This window comes from Acidimicrobiia bacterium, from assembly GCA_009694375.1.
Classification (GTDB): Bacteria; Actinomycetota; Acidimicrobiia; order Acidimicrobiales; family VFJN01; genus VFJN01.
On the sequence record SHVB01000005.1, the window covers coordinates 119,666 to 138,686 of the forward strand.

The 19,021-nt window shown below is 66.5% G+C and carries 16 protein-coding genes and 1 tRNA gene; 9 read left to right on the forward strand and 8 right to left on the reverse strand.

Translation table 11 applies throughout. The annotated features are described in order from the left end of the window. Window positions 1-104 precede the first annotated feature (104 nt). The 4 genes from EXQ71_05320 (at window position 105) to EXQ71_05335 (ending at window position 3,946) form a co-directional block, all read left to right on the forward strand. Window positions 105-1,505: a cytochrome ubiquinol oxidase subunit I gene (locus EXQ71_05320; GenBank protein ID MSO86922.1), complete on the forward strand. Its 1,401-nt coding sequence runs from the start codon at window positions 105-107 to the stop codon at window positions 1,503-1,505. Further along, window positions 1,502-2,584, forward strand: a complete 1,083-nt coding sequence (locus tag EXQ71_05325) for a cytochrome d ubiquinol oxidase subunit II (GenBank protein MSO86923.1) — start codon at window positions 1,502-1,504, stop codon at window positions 2,582-2,584. Before EXQ71_05320 ends, EXQ71_05325 begins: the two co-directional genes overlap by 4 nt. Window positions 2,585-2,646: 62 nt before the next feature. Continuing rightward, window positions 2,647-2,901, forward strand: coding sequence for a GlsB/YeaQ/YmgE family stress response membrane protein (locus EXQ71_05330; GenBank protein ID MSO86924.1), 255 nt, complete (start codon window positions 2,647-2,649; stop codon window positions 2,899-2,901). A gap of 61 nt (window positions 2,902-2,962) precedes the next feature. Continuing rightward, the gene (locus EXQ71_05335; GenBank protein MSO86925.1) at window positions 2,963-3,946 is read left to right on the forward strand and encodes an aldo/keto reductase; all 984 of its coding nucleotides are present in this window, start codon (window positions 2,963-2,965) and stop codon (window positions 3,944-3,946) included. On the opposite strand, the gene EXQ71_05340 is transcribed toward EXQ71_05335, so the two are convergent. The 4 genes from EXQ71_05340 to EXQ71_05355 are packed head-to-tail and all read right to left on the reverse strand — an operon-like array spanning window position 3,947 to window position 9,997. Beyond that, entirely contained in the window at window positions 3,947-6,070 is a 2,124-nt protein-coding gene (locus EXQ71_05340) for a hypothetical protein (protein ID MSO86926.1), read from the reverse strand. A gap of 40 nt (window positions 6,071-6,110) precedes the next feature. Then, the gene (locus EXQ71_05345; GenBank protein ID MSO86927.1) at window positions 6,111-6,725 is read right to left on the reverse strand and encodes a TetR/AcrR family transcriptional regulator; all 615 of its coding nucleotides are present in this window, start codon (window positions 6,723-6,725) and stop codon (window positions 6,111-6,113) included. Further along, window positions 6,722-8,656, reverse strand: coding sequence for an ABC transporter permease (locus tag EXQ71_05350; protein ID MSO86928.1), 1,935 nt, complete (start codon window positions 8,654-8,656; stop codon window positions 6,722-6,724). The genes EXQ71_05345 and EXQ71_05350 overlap by 4 nt, the downstream gene beginning before the upstream one ends. 24 nt (window positions 8,657-8,680) lie before the next feature. Continuing rightward, a complete protein-coding gene (locus EXQ71_05355; protein MSO86929.1) occupies window positions 8,681-9,997 on the reverse strand; it encodes a hypothetical protein in 1,317 nt (438 codons plus the stop codon). Between the two features lie 89 nt (window positions 9,998-10,086). On the opposite strand from EXQ71_05355, the gene EXQ71_05360 reads away from it, so the two are divergent. Beyond that, entirely contained in the window at window positions 10,087-11,427 is a 1,341-nt protein-coding gene (locus EXQ71_05360) for a hypothetical protein (GenBank protein ID MSO86930.1), read from the forward strand. A 3-nt stretch (window positions 11,428-11,430) separates the two neighbouring features. Here EXQ71_05360 and EXQ71_05365 read toward each other — a convergent pair whose 3' ends face one another. Together EXQ71_05365 and EXQ71_05370 are read right to left on the reverse strand one after the other, a co-directional pair. Next, entirely contained in the window at window positions 11,431-12,147 is a 717-nt protein-coding gene (locus EXQ71_05365) for an ABC transporter ATP-binding protein (protein ID MSO86931.1), read from the reverse strand. After that, window positions 12,144-12,896, reverse strand: coding sequence for an ABC transporter ATP-binding protein (locus tag EXQ71_05370; protein ID MSO86932.1), 753 nt, complete (start codon window positions 12,894-12,896; stop codon window positions 12,144-12,146). Before EXQ71_05370 ends, EXQ71_05365 begins: the two co-directional genes overlap by 4 nt. 106 nt (window positions 12,897-13,002) lie before the next feature. Between EXQ71_05370 and EXQ71_05375 the strand changes: the two genes are divergently transcribed. Beyond that, complete coding sequence (locus tag EXQ71_05375; protein ID MSO86933.1) at window positions 13,003-14,685, forward strand: hypothetical protein; 1,683 nt, start codon at window positions 13,003-13,005, stop codon at window positions 14,683-14,685. 77 nt (window positions 14,686-14,762) lie between these two features. Beyond that, window positions 14,763-15,236, forward strand: a complete 474-nt coding sequence (locus EXQ71_05380) for a hypothetical protein (protein MSO86934.1) — start codon at window positions 14,763-14,765, stop codon at window positions 15,234-15,236. Window positions 15,237-15,632: 396 nt separating this feature from the next. Here EXQ71_05380 and EXQ71_05385 read toward each other — a convergent pair. Continuing rightward, window positions 15,633-15,706: transfer RNA gene (locus tag EXQ71_05385), tRNA-Arg, on the reverse strand. A gap of 110 nt (window positions 15,707-15,816) precedes the next feature. Next, window positions 15,817-16,950, reverse strand: a complete 1,134-nt coding sequence (nagA, locus tag EXQ71_05390) for an N-acetylglucosamine-6-phosphate deacetylase (protein MSO86935.1) — start codon at window positions 16,948-16,950, stop codon at window positions 15,817-15,819. A gap of 124 nt (window positions 16,951-17,074) precedes the next feature. Between nagA and EXQ71_05395 the strand changes: the two genes are divergently transcribed. Further along, window positions 17,075-17,842, forward strand: a complete 768-nt coding sequence (locus tag EXQ71_05395) for a glycosyltransferase family 2 protein (GenBank protein MSO86936.1) — start codon at window positions 17,075-17,077, stop codon at window positions 17,840-17,842. After that, window positions 17,835-18,524 (forward strand): methyltransferase domain-containing protein, encoded by a 690-nt coding sequence (locus EXQ71_05400; GenBank protein MSO86937.1) that lies wholly within the window; start codon window positions 17,835-17,837, stop codon window positions 18,522-18,524. The genes EXQ71_05395 and EXQ71_05400 overlap by 8 nt, the downstream gene beginning before the upstream one ends. Window positions 18,525-19,021: the final 497 nt, after the last annotated feature.

Consider the following 19,021-nt stretch of genomic DNA (forward strand, 5'->3'; position numbering starts at 1 on the left):
CGCACCGTGGTGATGGCCCGCCCTGCCGGGGGCGGCGCAGTCCGTCGGCCCCAACATCGTGGTCTGCTAGGAACATGGTTGTGCGCTCGCCGGGAGAGTTCTAGATGCGCTCATCGCTCGCCAGCATCCTGGCCGTCGACCCGGTGCCGTGGGCCCGAGCGCAAATGGCTTTCACGCTGGCGGCCCACATCATCCTCGTGCCGCTCGGGGTGTCGTGGGCCTTGATCATGCTGATCGCCAACTATCGCGGGGTTCGCCATGGCGACGCCGATGCCCTCGTCTTGGCCCAGCGGTGGTCCAAGTACCTGGCCATCACTTTCGCCGTGGGTGCGGTCACCGGCACCGTGCTCTCCTTCGAGTTCGGTCTGCTCTGGCCGCGCTTCATGGGACAGTGGGGCGAAGCCTTCGGTATCCCCTTCGCCTTCGAAGGCCTCTTCTTCTTCGCCGAGGCCATCTTCGTGTCCATCTACATCTTCGGGTGGCGACGGATGAAACCATGGCCACACTTCTTTTCCGGGGTCCCCATCGTCATCTGCGGCATCGGCGGCAGTGCCGCGGTGATTGCCTCCAATGCGTGGATGAACGATCCATCTGGGTTCACCCTCGATAAGGCCGGCCAAATCATCGAGGTCGATCCCTGGGGGGTCATCTTCAATGATGCCATGCCCTTGATGGCCGCCCACATGGTGGTGGCGGCCTACGTCGTGGGCGGATTCATGATCGCTTCGGTCTACGCGGTGGGCATGGCGCGAGGTCGCCGAGATCGGTACCACCGCCTTGGATTCCTCATCCCCTTCACCGTGGCGGCCATCGCGGTGCCGATCCAAATCGGGGTAGGCGATCGCCTCGCTGAATGGGTCCAGGAGAACCAGCCCGTGAAGTTCGCCGCCATCGCACTGGTGCCGGAGACCGCCAGTGACGTGCCCGAAACCCTCTTCGGTCGTCTCCAAGACGACGGCACCGTGTCCGGTGGCATCCCCATCCCCGGCATGACCTCGTTCATGGCGAACCCGTCGACGGGCACAGCCACGGTGATCCAAGGCCTCGACACGGTGCCGGCCGGAGACCGTCCCACTACTTCCCAGGTCAACATCGTGCACTGGTCGTGGGATGTCATGGTGGGCATCGGGATGCTGCTCCTGCTCCTTGCCCTTTGGTACGGCGCGGCCTGGCTCTTCCGGCGCGACATGCCCCAAAGCCGCCTGTTCCTGCTCATGGCCTCGGCCAGTGGCGTACTGGCGCTGATCGCGATGGAAGCCGGATGGGTGGTGACCGAGGTGGGCCGTCAGCCCTGGATCGTCTACAACCTCCAGCGGGTGGACGACGCCGCCACGGCCAACACCGGTGTCTGGATCACCTTTATCGGCATCGTGGTCTTGTACGCGGCGTTGGCGGCCACCACGATCTATGTGTTGCGCACTATGAGCATTCGCTTCAAACGGGAAGACCATCACAACCAGCCGGTGCCCTACGGCCCTTCCGACGGTGGTCAATCGGATCCATGAGCACGATCGCTGCGATCATCCTGTTCACCACCGTGATCGCCTACGCCGTGTTCGGGGGCGCCGATTTCGGCGCCGGATTTTGGGATCTCATGGCGGGCGGTACCGAACGCGGCGACCGACCCCGTCGGATCATCGACCACTCCATCGGCCCGGTGTGGGAGGCCAACCATGTGTGGCTGATCTTCTGCTTCGTGGTGCTCTGGACATGTTTTCCCGAGGCCTACGCCTCCATCACCCTCACCCTGTTCGTTCCCCTGACCCTGGCCGCGGTGGGCATCGTCCTGCGGGGCTCTGGCTTCGCCTTCCGCCACGCCGTATTTCGCACTCGGGACCGCCGGGTGTTCGGGGCATTATTCGCCACGTCATCCGTGCTCGTCCCCTATTGCCTCGGGGCGGTAGCCGGGGCGATCGCTTCGGGCCGGGTCCCTGACGGTGGCCGGGCCGGTGATCCAATCGGCAGTTGGATCAACCCAACCTCCATCCTCGGCGGGGTGCTCGCGGTGGGCACCGGAGCCTTCCTGGCGGCCACGTTCCTGGTCTGGGATGCCGGCCGACTCGATGAGGCCCCGATGGTGGAATACTTCCGCCGCCGAGCGGCGGGGTCGGCGACAGCCATGGGGGTGCTATCGCTCATAGGCGTCTTCGTCCTCCGAGAAGACGCCAAGTACCTCTTTGGGGGGTTGACCACGCGCGGGTTGCCGTTGGTGATCACCGCAGCCGTGTGCGGCACGGCCGCGTTGGTGCTGTTGCACCGTCAGTCGCATCGCGGGGCCCGCCTTGCCGCGGTCGTGGCGGTGGCGTCCATTCTGCTGGGGTGGGGAGTGGCCCAATGGGACTACATCCTCCCCGAGTCGCTCACCCTGGAAGCGGCCATCGCTCCCGATGGCACCGTCATCGCGGTCTTGGTGGCGGTGGGGCTGGCGGTCGTGTTCATCCTGCCGGCCTTCGCCTTGTTGTACCGACTCGATCAACGTGGCTTCCTTCCCGAAGAAGGCGCCGAGGACTCCCCGGGCGAACGCCGCCTGGATTCGCCCTTCCCCGCCATCACGAAACCGATGGGCCGATCATCTGAGCAGTAGCATCTCCGCGTCTACCCCCATGCCTCCCTAGGTATGGCTCAGCACCTCGGAGAGCCATGATTATTCTTATTTTCGGCCTACTCGGATTCGGCATGATCATCGGCTGGCTGGCCCAGCTAGCCCTCGGTATGGGCTCGAAGCCCAACAGTCAAAGTTTGATTGCCGGCGTCGCCGGCTCGTTCGTCGGCGGCCTGTTCGCCAGCATTGTGCACGGCGATGGCCTCGAGCTTCGGCCCAGCGGTTTCATCGGTTCCTTCCTGGGGGCCCTGGTGGTATTGGCCATCTGGCGGGCCAACGCCCGCCGCTCTGCTCACTGAGGCCACTTCCCCGCTATCTGAACTCCTCACCCGGCATGTTCTCCCGTCATGAAAGGTAGAGATGCAACCCACCACCGTCATCCTGCCGGGTTGTGCCACCCCCCTCGCCCCCCTCGGAGTGGGCACCTGGGCATGGGGTGACCGTAAGACGTGGGGCATGGGGGGCTACGACACGTCCCTCAGCGAGGCCACCATCGCCGAGGCATGGGAGGCCTCCATCGACGCGGGCCTCACCCTCTTCGATACCGCCGAGGTCTACGGCGACGGCGAGAGCGAACGGATCATCGGCCGCCTGCTGGCGCAGGAACCAGCCCGCCGCCGTTCCTTGGTGTTGGCCACCAAGTTCCTGCCCTCCCCCCAGAAGTTGGCGGTCAAGGGCGCCATGCGGGCCGCCTTGGAGGCGTCCCTCGAACGGCTTGGGGTGGAACACGTGGATCTCTACCAAATCCATGGTCCGATCAGTCTGCGGTCGAAATCAGCGTTGGCCGAGGCCCTCGCGGAGGTACAGGCTGCCGGGCTCACCTCGGCGGTAGGGGTGAGCAACTATTCGATTACCGAGATGACCAAGATCCACGCGGAACTGGCGAAGCGAGGGGTGCCGTTGGCATCCAACCAGGTCGAATACTCACTGTTGCGACGCGGTCCGGAGACCGGCGGGCTCTTAGCCGCCTGCGGACGCTTGGGCGTGGTGTTGCTGGCCTACTCCCCGATTGGTCAGGGCCGTCTCACCGGCAAGTATTCCGCTAGCCACCCGCCGCCGGGTGCCCGCGGGTTCTCGGCCCACCCGATGACCGAAGTGGACATTGTGGTGGCGTTACTGCGGCGGATCGGCGACGAGCGCCAACGGACCCCCAGCCAGGTGGCGCTGCGGTGGCTCATCGAGAAGGGAGCGGTACCGATCCCGGGGGCAAAAACCGCCGAACAGGCCCGGGAGAATGCCGGCGGGTTGGGATGGTCTCTCACCACGGAGGAAATGGCCGACCTCGACGACGCGGCTCTCGCCGGCACCCGCAGCCTGGCCAACCGATTCTGGCAACACGGCTGATCAACCGGCGATGAGGCCGGTGTCCACGACCTGCTCCCCGCGCACCAGACCCAGGCGCAACTCGCGTAGATCCATGGCGCCAGTCGTCGGCAGCAGCATGGCAAAGCCCGGTCCACCACCCACTCGCTCGATCACCGGCGACACGGCCACGATGCGGCCGTTGCGGGCGGCCACCACATACTCCGCCCCCCAGCCGCGATCCTCCACCGTGCCGGTGAGGGCGAGCACCAACTCCTTGCCGTTAGCGAGGCGGTCGAGATCGTCCACCGCCACCGAGGCTCGGCGTAGTTCGGTGGTGGGTCGATAGGCCTCGCCCATGAGATCCTGGCGGGCCAAGAACGCGTGCAGGCCACTCAGGAGATCGCCCTCGGAAGCGAGGGGGGGAAACGACAGACCTAACACGGTGCTGAACCCGACGGCCGCGTCGGTCACCATCGCCGAAGACTCGTTCGGGTCGGCCGCCGATTCGAACCGGAAGAACGGCTTGTCGTTGCCCCGGGAAGAAGGGCCATCCCCCGTCGCGTCGAGCCCATCTACCGGCCAGGGGATCGTGGCCCCGATCAGAGCGGCGAGCGTGGGCAGCACATCGATGTTCTGCACGTTGGCATCGTCGACGCGCGGCGAGCGCTGGCCCGGTGCTTTGATAATGAGTGGAGTCCACATGATCTCCGGCAAGGCCTCCACCACCGGGAGGCGCCGGTTCTCCAGCCCAATTTGAAACGCCACCCCATGATCAGCGGTCACCGCGATGGCGGCATCGTCATAGATGCCCAGCTGGTCCAGTCGGTCCAGGATCTTGCCCACCAGGCGATCGCTGTAGCTGGCTTGCAGGAGGTGCCGTTGGCGCTCCAGCGCCACCACCCAAGGCTCGCCACCGCCGTTGATGAGCAGGTTCGCGCTCGTCGACGGCTCGGCGTAGGAGCGCCCATCGGGGAGATAGTGCCAGGGGAAGTGGGGCGATACGAGGTGCACCACCGCCGCCAGCGGCCGATCGCCCGGCTGCAGGGCGGCCAGGAAGTCACCGAGCCGCCCGGGTTGATTGGCCACCGCGAACAGGGCTGGGTCCGGGCGTGACACCGCCGAAGCGGAGTCAAAACGCCCATCGCTGGCTGGCACGGTGGTGTCGGGCACTACCTGTTCTTCGAACTCACCAAAGTCCACCGTGGCTTGCGTTCCGGTGAGGCGTCCTCGCCACAGATCAAGCGCGTCGCCGAACAAAGGGGCCAGCACTGGTTTCGCTTCGGAATCGTCTGGCTCGTTGGCGCTCCCCACCGGTGCCCGCGGGTTGGCCCCACACACCGATGTAGGACACAGGCGGGTCACGGCCTCCGATACCACCAGGTCATGAGAACCGGCTAGGAGCCGAAAGATGTTGTCGGGGTTCTCGGTAAACAACGGTGCGATCCCCTTCGGAGTCCGGCCCGTGAAGATGGTGGGCACCGCCGAGTCGGTGAAACCGGACTGGGTCGTGTGGTTTCGGTACCAGGTCCCTTCGCCAGCCAGTCGCGCCAGGTTGGGGAACCGCTCCGCGTCGATGGTGCCATCGGCATCAATGATCGAGGCCGTGGGGAGTTCGTCGAGAATGATCAGCACCACTGGGGCCACCTCGTCCGAGTTGGTTACCGCCGTGAAGTCCGTCCCGGTGAGCAGGGCGCTCGCCGGCGAGGAAAACAGGAACACCCCCAGCGCCAAGAGCGGGAGCACCACCAGGAACTCACTCCACATCCGAAAGGGCCCAGATCGCACGGTCAGTAACCACGCTGCGCCAGCGAGTGCCCCCGCCGAGGCCACGGCGAGGGGACGAGGCCACCCCGACAACGCCGACAGCGCCGCGAGTGCCACGAGGGCCCCAATGGATGCACCCTGCACCACGAGGCGACCGGTGGGCCACACCCGGGCGACGAGCAGGCCGAGCCCCCACAAGACCAGCGGTGGCACGAACACCACCGCCAGACCGAAAAGCACCAGATCCAAACCTTCGGCACCGCGAAAGACAAACGTCTCCGGGCTGTCCCCGAAAGCACCGAGCACCGGATGCGCAATGGCCACCCCGGCGAGACCTACCAGCGCGACCAGGTACCCCAGTTCCGGCCGAACACCGCCGCGGGCGTGGGGGTCTCCCACTACGTCGATGCCCCGAGGCGCGTCGACGGGGATCCTGCGCTCACGAATCGGGTGCTCCCTCGTCTGCGCCAGCCAGCTTCCAACCAGCCAGCAGCCCGTCGATCATCAGGTCCACCAGCCAATCGGCTTGACGCATCTCCGGGCTCATCGACAACACGGTGGCGGCGCCGTGCATGGCCGCCCAGAGCCCCAGCGCCAATTGGACCGGAGAGGCGCCAGCGAGGATGCCGGCGTCAACCCCTCGTTCGATCACCGCCAGCGATTGCTGGAAGACGGCGGTGGCGGCGGTGTCCTCCAACGCACCGGGCCCCGAGACGAAGATGGGCCGATAGCGGAACATCGCCGCAAACAGCCCGGGGCGGTCGAGCGCAAAGCCAACGTAGGAATGCGACGTGGCCCGAATCCACGCCGGGATGTCCTCGCTATCGAGCTCCGCCCAGCGAGCGGTGAGGTTGGCGTACCCCTCTCTGGCCAGCAGTCGCAACAAGCTGTCTTTGGACTCGATGTGGTCGTAGAGGGCGGGAGCCGACACCCCCAGGTCGCGGGCCAAAGAGCGCAAGGAGAGCGAATCAATCCCCGTTGCGTCAACGATTTCGATAGAGCGGGCCAGGATGGCCTCCTGGGTCAACGGCGGGCGCTCCTCGGTGCCGCTCATGACTTCCGCTTCCTCGCCGCGCCTACCAAACCGGCCGGGAAGCGCACGGCGACGACCATCAACAACAGGCCATTGACGGCGAACTGGTACTTCGAGGATCCCTCGTTGATCACATCCAACACCACTGTCAGCAATCCGCCACTGGCCAGCACCCCCGCCACTAGGGCAGCGGCGGGAATAGCGATGCCGGCCAGGTAGGCAATGGCCACGGCTACCAGTGATGCCAGCGCACCGTAGGACGACCCCGACACCACCTGTTGCTCATAGGCCAGTAGCACCCCGGCCAGGCCAGCCAGCGCGGCGGCCACCGCAGTGGCGCCCAGTTTCACCTGGGCCACGGGGATGCCAGCGGCCTCCGCGGCTCGTTCGTTCGCCCGCACCGCCAGCCAACGGCGGCCCGTGGCGCCTTGACGGAGGTTCACGACCATGGCCATCGCCCCCAACATGGCCACCAGGGTGAGAATGCCAAAGGCCACCCGGGGGTAAGCATCGCCGGGAGCGGAGATGCCCAGGTTGATGCCGAACAGACTGGGCTCGGACACCCGAGCCCCTTCGTCGGCCCCGGTGAACCAACTCCACCGGAACAGGAGTTGTTCGATGGCGATCGAGGCCGCCAGTGTTGTGACCGCCAACGTCAACCCGCGCACTCGTACCGCTGGCAATCCCGCCAGGAGGCCCACCCCCACCGCCACGGCGATCCCCACCATCGGTGCCAACGGGAAGCCCCAGCCGAGCGAGGCCCCCACTCGCACCATGGAAAAGCCGGCTGTTCCGGCCAAGGCGAAGGTGGCCAGGGAGATTTGTCCCACCAACCCGGTGAGCACGATCACCGACAGTGCCACGATGGTGGCGATGGCCGACACGATGATCCCCGAGCGATAACTGCTGTCGAGCACTAAGAGCCCCACCACTCCGAGACCAACCACCACCGCCGTCACCGCCATGGTGCGACGTGGCTCCGGGGCCATCGGCAGCCGGGTGCTCACCACCGTGGCCCGGTCGGGTAGTCGGCGGCCGAGGAGCACGAGGGCCACCACGACGATGAGGAACGGAATCCCTTGCTGCAATCCCACGTCGGGGAGCCACTCGCTGCTGGCTTGGAGGTTGAGAATCTCCGATTGGGCCATGCCGATCGCCAGGCCCGCCAACCCGGCCACCACGATCGAACGAAAGGCCCCCACGAGAGCGGCGCCGAGCGCCGGCACGATGAGCAGGCTGGTGCCGCCCGGGTCCAAACCGGCCAGGGGGGCGGCCGCGATCAACGCCAGCCCGGCCAGTACCGCCGCCAGAATCCAATTGACGAGCCCGATAGTCGTGGGCGACAAACCCAACAGGACGGCCCCCCGCTCGTTCTCCGCCGCCGCCCGGGTGGCCAACCCGAAGCGAGTCCAGCGGTCCACGGCCCACAGGATGGCAATAACCCCGAGGGTGCCGAGGGCCATGAGATAGCGGTCGGCGGGCACGCGGAGGCCCAGAACATCCACCAAGCGGGGCGAAAGGGGACCCACTAGGCGCAGCGAGGTAGCCGAGGGCCCCTCAAAGCGCAGATCCACTACCCCGATCAAATACACCATCAGACCGAGACTGGCGACCACGCGGGCCAGCGGAGGGGCCGAGCGAAGCGGCCGGAAAATCAAGAGGAACACCGCCGCCCCCACCGCGGCCGCCACCAACAGGCTGATGATCAAAGCGGTAGCCACGGTGGGTTGATCCACGAGACGTACCCGGCCGGGCAGGCCCAAAATCGGCAGGACCAACTCACCACTTCGGCGGAGTTCGTAATAGGCGAACGCCACGTACATGCCAATGGCCGCGTGGCCGAGGTTGATGACGTTGCTGGCGCGATGGGTGATCACCACGCCGATGGCGAGCGCCGCAATTACCGATCCGCCGCCAATGCCCAGCAGCAAGTAGGTGAAGTGATCGGTCACGTTAGGTCAGGATCTTCGGTGCCGTCACAGGGCTTGTTTGAACAGTTCGACGGTGTCGTACCACTCCTTGTTGAGCGTCACGATGTTGCCGGATGGCTCAACTTTGATGAGCGACTGCTGCGGGGCACAGAGAGCGGGCAGACCCTTCACCTGTTTGCCATCGCAGGTGTAGGGGTGACCCCAGTAGCCCGGCACATCCTTGGCCGATCGCATCGAATCCAGGATTGCCTTTCGGCTGATCCCGTCCGTGTCGAGACCTTTCAACACTCCGTAGAGATTGAAAAATGAGCGCAGACCAACCGTGCCCGCTCCTCCGCCTTCATTGTTGGCGTAGAGCTCATTCACCGAGCTGAAGATCCCGGCTTCCACCAGTCCTTCCCCCGCCGGCGGTCCTTCGGCGTTGAAGATCACCCCTTGTTCGGCCCCCGCCGCGGCCTCGATGATCTCGGCGTCGGCGCACGCCCCCACGAGGTAGAGCTGGGCTTTGATCTCGAGGTCCTTGTAGGTCTGCATGATCGGAGCGCAGGAACCCCCGGCCGCCACCACGATGACGGCGTCGGGGTTCGTGGCGGCGGCCCGATTGAGCAACGGGAGGAAGTCGGTGGAGGTCAAGGGAAACGAGATCGTCTCCAGGTCGATCCCCAGAGACTTGGCCACCGGCTTGCCGTAGTCGTTGGCCGAGGCGGCAAAACTCTCGAACTCGCCGTAGGCCAGCACGGCTCGCTTCCCGCCCTTGTCGGCGGTGTCGGCCAAAAAGGCGGCGATCGCGCCCGTCACCCCACCCGACATGAAGAAGGCGACATCACTCTTTTGCTCCACCAGGCCGGCGGGAATCCCGCCCACCTGGGCGATGCCGTTTTGCTCCAGTACGGGAATCGATCCGTTGCTGGTCACGTCGATACCGCCTACGAGCGCCACCACTCCGGCGCTCTCCATCTCCTGGGCGCAGGCGGCGGATTGCTCGGGGTTGAAACTCGTGACGCAGCTGTGCAACTCGAGGGGGCGGCCGTCCACTCCGCCCAACTCGGTGTTCACAAACTCGACCCCCGCCTCCACGGCCCGGCGAATCTCCGGGTACGACCCGAGGGGGGTGTCCTCCTGGTTGATCATGCCGATCACAATGGGTTCCGCCTGGGGGTCAGCGGCGGTGGGCTTGTCGGGGAGGTTCCCGAGGAACCAGTCCTCGCCGGGGTACCGCTCGACCACCGTCTTTCCCGCCGGCAAGGACGTTTGGGCCCCCGACGGGGTGGGCGAGCCGGCCTCGTCGGTGGATGACGACTCACTGCAGCCAGCCGCCACGAGAGCACCAACCAACAACCAACCCCACGTTCTGCTTGCCATACGTCCCCCTCTGATGTCGACACCTAACACTGTTCACCGCCGGACTATTGTTACATAAGACCACGGTGCCCGACGCCTAGGAGAGAAGCATGACCGATCTAGAGACAACCCCCACAGCACCCAGCGTTCCATGGCACCTCGCGGGGAACTTCCGGCCGATCACCGATGAACTCGACGTGGACGGTCTCGAGGTGGAGGGAGCGCTGCCCGAGGGGCTTGAGGGCACCTACATCCGCAACGGATTCAACCCTCGGACCGGCTGGAGCCCGCACTGGTTCTTCGGCCACGGGATGGTACATGCCGTGGATCTCTCCGGCGGCCGGGCCCGCTACCGGAACCGGTACGTCCGCACCCCGTTCTGGGACGATGACGGTTCCGACCTCAGCGTCCTCCTGGCGCCGGATCGTTCCCCGGCCAACACCAACGTGGTGCGCCACAACGGGCAGTGGCTGACCCTGGAAGAACAGCACCGGCCGTATGCGCTCGACGATTCGCTCACCACCGTCGGGCCCGTGGATTTTGGTGGCGCTCTTACCGGCGCCTTTACCGCCCACCCGCGGGAGTGTCCGATCACGGGCGAACTACTGGCCTTCGGATACCAGTTGGTGCGCGAGCCCTATCTCACCTACTACCGCATCAGTCCCACCGGCGAGATGCTGCAAGCCGAACCGATCGACCTGCCGAATCCGGTGATGATGCACGACTGGAACGTCACCGAGAACAACGTGGTGTTCATGGACCTACCGGTGCGCTTTGGCCTCGACCGGGCCGTGAAGGGTGACGACCCGTTCTTCTTCGATCCCGATGCCGGAGCCCGTCTCGGCGTGATGCCCCGCACCGGTTCCAACACCGATGTGACGTGGCACGAAGTTGACCCGTGCTACGTGTTCCACCCGGTTAGTTCCTACGAAGACGGCGACCGCATCATCCTCACGGTGTGTCGCGCCGAAGGCGTGATGCAGAACGGCTTCGGCGACCTCGGTGCGATGGCCCAACTGTGGCGGTGGACAATCGACCAGACCACCGGCAAGGTCACCGAGGAGCAACTCGACGATCGGCGCTCCGACTTCCCCCGCATCGATGATCGACGCATCGGCCAGGCCGCCCGGTATGGCTACACCGCCCAGCTTTCCTGGGATGGACCGGCCACCATCGGCTCGGAACTCTACAAGTACGACCTGAGCACCGGGACCGCCGAGGTTCACACCACCTCCGCCCATACCCGGCTCGGAGAAGCGGTCTTTGCCCCCGCCAGTCCCGACGCGGGCGAAGACGAGGGGTGGGTGTTGGTCTTTGCCCACGACGAGGCCGATGACCGCACCGAACTTCGCGTCATTGATGCCCAGGACTTCGCCGGCCCGCCGGTGGCCCGGGTGCGGATGCCCCGCCGGGTGCCCTACGGCGCCCACGGGTCGTGGCTGCCAGCCTGAACCTCAGCCCAGGTACGACGCCTCAAACAACTCGCGACGGTCCTTCATCTCAGCGGTGGGGCCCTGCGCCACCACTTCGCCGTGCACGAGAAGGCACACACGGTCGGACACCTCCATGGCCATGGTGAGGTGTTGCTCTACCAAGATCACCCCGGCTCCGGTCTCCTCGGCGATGGACCTCACCATCGGGAGCAGTCGCTGCACGATGATCGGCGCCAACCCGAGACTCATTTCGTCCACCAGCAGCAGCCGCGGCTCGGCCACCAGAGCCCGAGCGAGAGCCAACATCTGCTGCTGACCGCCCGAGAGCAGCCCTGCCTTGCGGTCGAGCACCGCGTGTAGTTCCGGGAAAAGGCCGAGCACCCGTTGCACGGCCTGGGCGGCGCGGCGGCGACCCGAGACGCCCACAGTGAGGTTTTGGCGGGCGGTCAGATCGAAGAACAGCGACCGGTCCTCGGTGACATGGCCCACCCCGCGCTGCGCCACCTTGTGGGGGGCACGGGGCGTAGGGGGCCGCCCCAGCACGTCGATCTCGCCGCTGATGATGGGCAGCAGCCCCGAGATGGTTTGCAGGGTGGTGGTTTTGCCGGCCCCGTTGGGACCGAGCAGCGCCACCACCTCGCCAGCGGCCACCCGCAGATCGAGGCCCCGCACCACCGGCACCCCATCGTGGCCCGCCACCAGCCCGCGAACGTCGAGCACTATCTCCGGAGCCGTCACGACTGCGCTACCCCGAGATAGGCCTCGATTACCTGCGGATCAACCCGAATCTGGGCCGGCGGCCCCGACGCGATGACCGCCCCCACATCAAGCACGACCACCCGATCGCATGTGTTCAGCACCAGCCCCATGTCGTGATCGACGAGCAGCACACTGATGCCGTGGTCAGGGAGACTCCGCAGGTGCTCGCCGAGACGAGCGGTCTCGCCGGTGTCGAGCCCGGCGGCGGGTTCATCGAGCAGCACGAGCGCCGGGCGCAGGGCCAGGGCACGGGCCACCGCCACCAGTTTGCGTCGCCCGTGACTGAGTTCACTGGGCCGTCGGGTTCGCACGTCGTTCAGCCCCAACACATCGAGCGCCCAGGTCACTTGGTCCCCAACGCCCCGGCCTCGCCGGGGCGCCACGGCATCGAGCAGCGGATCCCACCAGCGGGGCGTCTCCGCGCACACGCGGAGGTTGTCGGCCACGGAGAGATCCTCGAAGAGTTCCAACGATTGGAACGTGCGCACGAGCCCTCGCCGCGCCCGCGTGGCGGGAGGGAGGGCGGTGATGTTCTCCCCGCGCAGTTCAACGGTTCCCGCTGATGGCGACACGAAACCGGTGAGAGCATCGATGAGGGTGGTCTTGCCCGCCCCGTTGGGTCCGATCAGGCCTACGAACTCGCCGGTTTCCAACTCGATGTCCACCTCGCGCACGGCGTGGACCCCCCCGAAGGTCACGGTCAAGTCGCGAGCGGAGAGCAACGGCATGAAGGCTGAGGATAGCCACTGGCAGGCAAGGCCCGCCGACCGGGGCGGCCACCAGGGGCCAGGCGGCTAGCCAACATCGGCCACAGTCACGCGCGACAATGCTGCAATGCGTCTCCCTGTCCCACCGAGACGACGCCACCGGAGTCTTGCCCTGCCGCAGTTGATGGCCATCGCCATAGTGGCCCTCGGGTTGACCTCGGTGCCCGCAACGGCTGAAACGGTCCCGGGTCTGCCGGCCGCTTCTCAGTCCAACGTGAGCGACTTTCCGGTGCTGGCCCGCCTGGGCCGGTGGGACGGAACGGCCTTTCGCCCGGTGGCCGCCGATTCCCTGCTGGCGGGCAACACGATTTTCATGGCCCACGGATGGGCGCCGGGCTACCGGGACCCCTACGAGGCCCTCCAGTCCAAAAGCACCGCGCTCATTACCGCCTGGAACCCCGACCTGGTCAACAAAGCCAATGAGTCGATGACGGACACATGGGGCCCCGTGGCCGAGGCGCTGCAGGCAGCGGACCCCACCGCGGCGGTCGTGTTCTTCAGTTGGATCGATCAGTCGGCCACGAGCGAGAACCCGCTCGAAACCCGGGTAGGCGAGGATGCCACGGAGGTCAACGGGCACCGTCTGGCCACTGCCATCAATCAGGCACTCGCCCCCAACTTCTACGACGACGGGGGGCAGGTACACCTGATCGGCCACAGTTTCGGGGCCAACGTAGCCACCACGGCGGCGCTGGCCACTACGGTCCCCCCGCGACAGTTGACCTTGCTCGATTCACCCGAAACACGCCTGACCCGTCTCGGTGGCGCCAAGAACGACCTGCAGTACAAGTTGCCTCGGCTCAACATCGGGCGAGGGCCGAACCAGACCTTCGTGGACAACTACATCTCGTTGGTCGGTGTCCAATACGGGGGTTTCGCCGGCTTGGACCAGATCGTGGATGTGCAGACGGCGCCGCCGAAGGCGGACAAGATCGGCGCCAAGCACGCCTTCGCGCTGCTCTGGTATCAAGGCTCCGCCGAGGACCTCAGCGCCGGGGTGGGGTACGCGTGGTCGCCCCTGCTCGGCGCCGACGACACCCGCCTGGGTTCCTTCTACCGCCAGCCCAATCCGGCCGAGCCGCTCAAACTCGACGAGGTGACCGGCCCGCCACCGGCGGGGGTACGCACCCAGTTGCTGATCTCCACCACCGACCTCGACGTGCCCGGTGGACAACTGTCTGGCCCCCCCAGGGCGGCGGCGGCGGGGACGAACGGCGTGGCGATGGGCGGCTCGGCGCCCACCACGTGGAACCTCACCTTCACCACGGCCCCCACGTCGCTCTGGCTCGACTTCTCGGTGGGCTTGGCGGGCACCCCGGGTGATTCGGTAGCGCTGTTCATCGATGGACGGCAGCGTTACCAGACGGCGGTACCCGCTGACGGCCGCGGCGACGCGAAGTCTTTCCTCATCCTCTATGACCTCACCCCCGGCACCCACGTGCTGAGCGCCACGCTCTCCGGCGCGGTGTCGAACACCGCCGCCAACCCGGCCACAACCGCCACGCTGTCGCAACTCCAACTGGCGTCGTCCACGCCCATCGACCGGAACTTCACCAAGGCCCAGACCAACGACCTCATTGCCACTGCGGGCGTGGTGGTGTTGCTGTTGGTGGTGTTGGTCATCGTCTTGGCGGTGGTGCTGATTCGTCATCTCCTGCGTTGGGTCCGGCGGAGACGCTCCCCAGCCACCGCCACTACCGGCGACGAAACCCCCGATGGCTCAGCCAACTCGGATCCTCTCCACGGCTAACGCCCAGAAACCTTCGGTAGGTTCACATCGTTTACGCCGACCGAACGACGGGATCGGGCGAGAAGGAGACCACTGCTATGCAACGGACCGCAGCATTCCTCGGCTTGATGGCGGCGACATCGCTGGCACTGCTCTCAGCCTGTTCGGGGGATTCGGATTCCTCTCGCGCCGCCTCATCGTCGTTAGCCACCACCACCACGGTCATGGCCGAGCCCACCACCGACACGACCGCCATGTGCGCCGCCTTCACGAGCATTGCCGGGGGTGCCGTGGGCACCGGGAACCAGCAGCCCACCGACGCGGCGGGGTGGGAGACCAAGCTCGAGTGGACCACGACCCTCGTGGCGGCGGCACCGGCCGAATGGCACGAGGCCGCCCAGACGTATCTCGGCGTGGTGAAGGAACGGGCGGCGCTGCTGGCGCAATACGACTATGTGGCGGTGAACGAACTGCCGGCGGAGGTGCGGAGCGAGTTCATCGCGGGGAACCAGGCCGATCAGACGGTGTCGAATGACTTCATCGCCTACGCCAAGTCCACCTGCACGCCGTAAGCGGAGGTACGGGCGGGCGCACCGGTAAATCTCGTCGGGCTTCACCCGGGCGCCGAATGAGGCAGACTGGGCTCGGTCGGCGGAGGATGCTGAGATCGTCTCGGTTAGTTGAGGGAAGGACAAACGATGTCGTCTCGAAATAGCTACGGATGCGGCAGCTTTCTCTTCGATCTGTTCATGGTCTTCATTACCGCTGGTTTCTGGCTGATCTGGATCTTCGTTCGTGAAATGAGAAGGCGCTAGCGGAACCTGGGCGAACCCCTTCACCCCGCTCCCGCCGAGCCCCCCAGACCTGTTTCAGGCCTTACGCAGGCCTCCAGATCTCGGAAGCCGGCCGGGGTTGTTCGTGTCGGGCTGTCTCGGTTGTTCCCAGGGCCGCCGCACCGGTTCATCCAGCGCGCTCGAAGGGACTCGAACCCCTAACCTTCTGATCCGTAATCAGATGCTCTATCCAATTGAGCTACGAGCGCCAGGATGAAATCGAGACCTTACCGGAGGCCCAATCGGCTGGTCGACCTGACCCCCGGCGGCCTCGAGCCCGGCACCGGAACCCGCCCCCCGTCGGGTGATCCCCGCCCCCCTAGCGGGCGTCGTGGAGGACTACCCCACCCACGATCGTGGCCACGAGGTGCAGGTCCTCAGTGAGCAGCACCGCATCGGCGCGCGCGCCCGGAGACAGGGTGCCGCGAGTGGTGTCACCCAGCACCGCCGCGGGAGCGGTGGCGGCAGCGTGCAACGCCACCGACGGCGTGCAGCCCGTGAAGGCCACGAGGTTTCGCACACCCTGGTCCATGGACAGATTGCTGCCGGCCAGCGTGCCGTCCGCCAAGCGCACGCCGTCGGCGCCCACCGTGACCTGGCGGCGGCCCAACGACTGCGTACCCCCCGGCATCCCGAGCGCACCCACGGCATCGGTCACGATCGTGAGCCGGGCCCCGAGCGCCCGCTGCGCCAGCGCCACGATGGGGGGATGGAGATGGATGCCGTCGGGGATGAGACCAACCCGCAGCCGCTCATCGGCCAGTGCCACCCCCACCAGACCGGGCGCCCGGTGGTGGAGCGGCGCCATCGCGTTGAACAGATGTGTCACCCAACTCGCCCCCGCCGCCACGGCGGCGGTGGCCTCGGCGGCGGTGGCGAGGGTGTGGCCGAGCGACACCACCACCTGGCGCTCCACCAGCGCCTCGATGACCTCGATGGCCCCGGGCATCTCTGGTGCCAGGGTGACCACGGCCACGCCCCCGTGGCGCGTCCACCCTTCGATGGCCGCCAGCGAAGGCGGTCGCAGCAACGCCGCTGGATGCGCTCCTGGTTGGTGTGGCGAGAGGAACGGGCCTTCGAGATGGAGGCCGAGTGGCACCGCCCCCTGCCATCGCGCCGGCGGGCCCGCCGCCAGCGTCTCGATGGCCCGTTCCACCACCCCCGGGGGGGTGGTCACGATGGTCGGCAGCCACGCCGTTACCCCGAAGCGCGGTAAGAGCGCCGCCAACTCCCACAGTCGCTCCGGTTCACCCGCCAGATCGATACCCAACCCGCCGTTGCACTGCAGGTCGAGGTACCCCGGGGCCACGAGCAACCCGTCGGCCTCCACCACCCCCGCCACCCCCCCCACCGATGGGGGGGCTACCACTATCCCCTCGGCGCTGGCGAGGTCGGCCGCTACGAACCTCCCCTCCAGCAGAACTCGGCCGTGCCGCACGATGAGGGAGTTCATTCCTCCAGTCTGGCGGGTTACCGACCCCGGCGGGGCCCGGCGCCCGGGCCGCCGGTAGACCCAGGCTCACTCCCATCGCGTAGCGTGGGGGTCGTGCACTACGGCAGGAGGGGGGACGAACCCGATGTGGGGTGACCGGAGCGTATCGGTAGTGCTGATGACCTACGCGGAACGCGACTCGATCCGAGCCGTGATCGACGGCTTCTTCGCCACCGGCGTGGTCGACGAAGTTTTGGTGGTGAACAACAACGCGCAAGAGGGCACCATCGAGGAAGTGGAAAAGACCGAAGCCCGGATGGTGTTCGAACCCCAACAGGGCTACGGCCATGCCTGCCGCCGGGGACTGATGGAGGCGAAGGGCGACCTCATCGTGCTGGCCGAACCCGACGGAACATTCCTCCCGAACGACATCCACAAACTTCTGGCGTTCGTGGGCGAATGCGATGCCGTGTTTGGAACCCGCACCACTCGCGAGCTGATCTGGCACGGTGCCAACATGGACTGGTTCCTGCGGTGGGGCAACTGGGCCGTCGCCAAAATGGTGGAAGCCCTGTTCAACACCACCCACCTCAGCGATGTGGGCTGCACCTACCGGGTCTTTACCCGCAAGCTGGCCGACCTCATCGCGGAAGGCATGCAGGTCGGAGGCAACCATGCCGGCCCCGAGATGATGTTGCTCACCATCACCTCCGGGGCTCGTTTCGTGGAGATCCCGGTGAACTATCTTCCCCGCGTCGGCACTTCCTCGGCCACCGGCAGCCCGCGCGCAGCCATCAACATCGGCCTCCGCATGATTGTCCTGATCTTCGACTTCCGACGTCGAACCCCCCGCTCCATGCCCCGACCCGACCGGCTTGGCAACGACCCTGGAACAGCCCATCACAATGAGTGAAGAAAACTTCGACCGCATCGCCAACGAGTACGACGAGGCCTTCCCCCCCCACATCGTGGAGCACTACCTCGCCAAGCGAGTGCGCTACATCGCCCAGCATTGCCCCCCGCCCGGCGAGGGCCTCGACGTGGGCTGCGGCACCGGGGTTCTCGCCGGCCGTCTCACCCGAGTGGGATTCACTATGACCGGGCTCGACCCGTCACAGGGAATGCTCGACGTGATGGCCGCCACCGAACCCCACATCGAGGGCATCCGCGGCGAGGGATCATCGCTGCCCTTCGAGGACAACACGTTCGACCTTGTCATCACCGTGGCGGCACTCCACCACGTGGCTACCACCGAAGCGGTGCGTGCCACCCTTATCGAGATGGTTCGCGTCACCCGACCCGGCGGTCGGCTCGTGGTGTGGGACCACAACCCCCGAAACCCCTACTGGCGGAGCCTCATGGCCCGCGTGCCCCAAGACGACGGCACCGAACGCCTCGTGCCCGAGGCCGAAATCGTGGACGGCCTCCAGGCCGGCGGGGCAGACATCATCGGCTCCGACCAACTCGGCCTCATGCCCGAATTCATCCCGCCCGCCCTGCTCGGCCCCGTCCGGGCGATCGAAGCTCTCACCGAACGCACGCCTGGCCTGCGCCGCCTGTGCGCCCACAACGTGATCCTGGCGCGCTCCCGCTAGCCGGTGGCGGGGGATCGCTCGTAGACGAAGGCCTGCAAGTCCAGGAGTCCTCGAGTGCGTTCGGTATGGGTGAGCACGTACCCCGTGCCCAGGAGAAGCTCCTGGAATCGGGTCGCTACGGGGAGCGGTGGATCAGCCGAAATGAGGATGATGGGCCGGCCATCGGCCTCGGCCACCGCCCGAGCCACCACCTCGGCGGGATAGGGTCGCTTCATCATCAGGCCAAAGGGCTTTACCCGCTGCTCGGGCACGTTGAGGCGGATGGATTCCACCCCCTCCACATCGAGGTTGCTCAACGGGCCCGGTGTAAACGCGAAGCCATCCACCACCACGGCGTCTGGATACGCTTCGGTAAAGGTCGCCAACCGACTGAAATGGGGGCGCTGCAAATTGGTGCCCTGCATGTTCCACGCCCCCAGGGCAAACGCCCCCACCACCAGCAACGACGACGTGTAGCGCACCGCCGGTTGGCCCACCGTGATCAACGCCGCCACCAT

Coding starts and splice junctions, on each gene's coding strand:
- EXQ71_05360 (MSO86930.1), top strand. CDS start 10,087: ATGACCGATCTAGAGACAACCCCCACAGCACCCAGCGTTCCATGGCAC.
- EXQ71_05320 (MSO86922.1), top strand. CDS start 105: ATGCGCTCATCGCTCGCCAGCATCCTGGCCGTCGACCCGGTGCCGTGG.
- EXQ71_05335 (MSO86925.1), top strand. CDS start 2,963: ATGCAACCCACCACCGTCATCCTGCCGGGTTGTGCCACCCCCCTCGCC.
- EXQ71_05395 (MSO86936.1), top strand. CDS start 17,075: ATGTGGGGTGACCGGAGCGTATCGGTAGTGCTGATGACCTACGCGGAA.
- EXQ71_05375 (MSO86933.1), top strand. CDS start 13,003: ATGCGTCTCCCTGTCCCACCGAGACGACGCCACCGGAGTCTTGCCCTG.
- EXQ71_05400 (MSO86937.1), top strand. CDS start 17,835: ATGAGTGAAGAAAACTTCGACCGCATCGCCAACGAGTACGACGAGGCC.
- EXQ71_05355 (MSO86929.1), bottom strand. CDS start 9,997: ATGGCAAGCAGAACGTGGGGTTGGTTGTTGGTTGGTGCTCTCGTGGCG.
- EXQ71_05370 (MSO86932.1), bottom strand. CDS start 12,896: ATGCCGTTGCTCTCCGCTCGCGACTTGACCGTGACCTTCGGGGGGGTC.
- EXQ71_05345 (MSO86927.1), bottom strand. CDS start 6,725: ATGAGCGGCACCGAGGAGCGCCCGCCGTTGACCCAGGAGGCCATCCTG.
- nagA (MSO86935.1), bottom strand. CDS start 16,950: ATGAACTCCCTCATCGTGCGGCACGGCCGAGTTCTGCTGGAGGGGAGG.
- EXQ71_05380 (MSO86934.1), top strand. CDS start 14,763: ATGCAACGGACCGCAGCATTCCTCGGCTTGATGGCGGCGACATCGCTG.
- EXQ71_05325 (MSO86923.1), top strand. CDS start 1,502: ATGAGCACGATCGCTGCGATCATCCTGTTCACCACCGTGATCGCCTAC.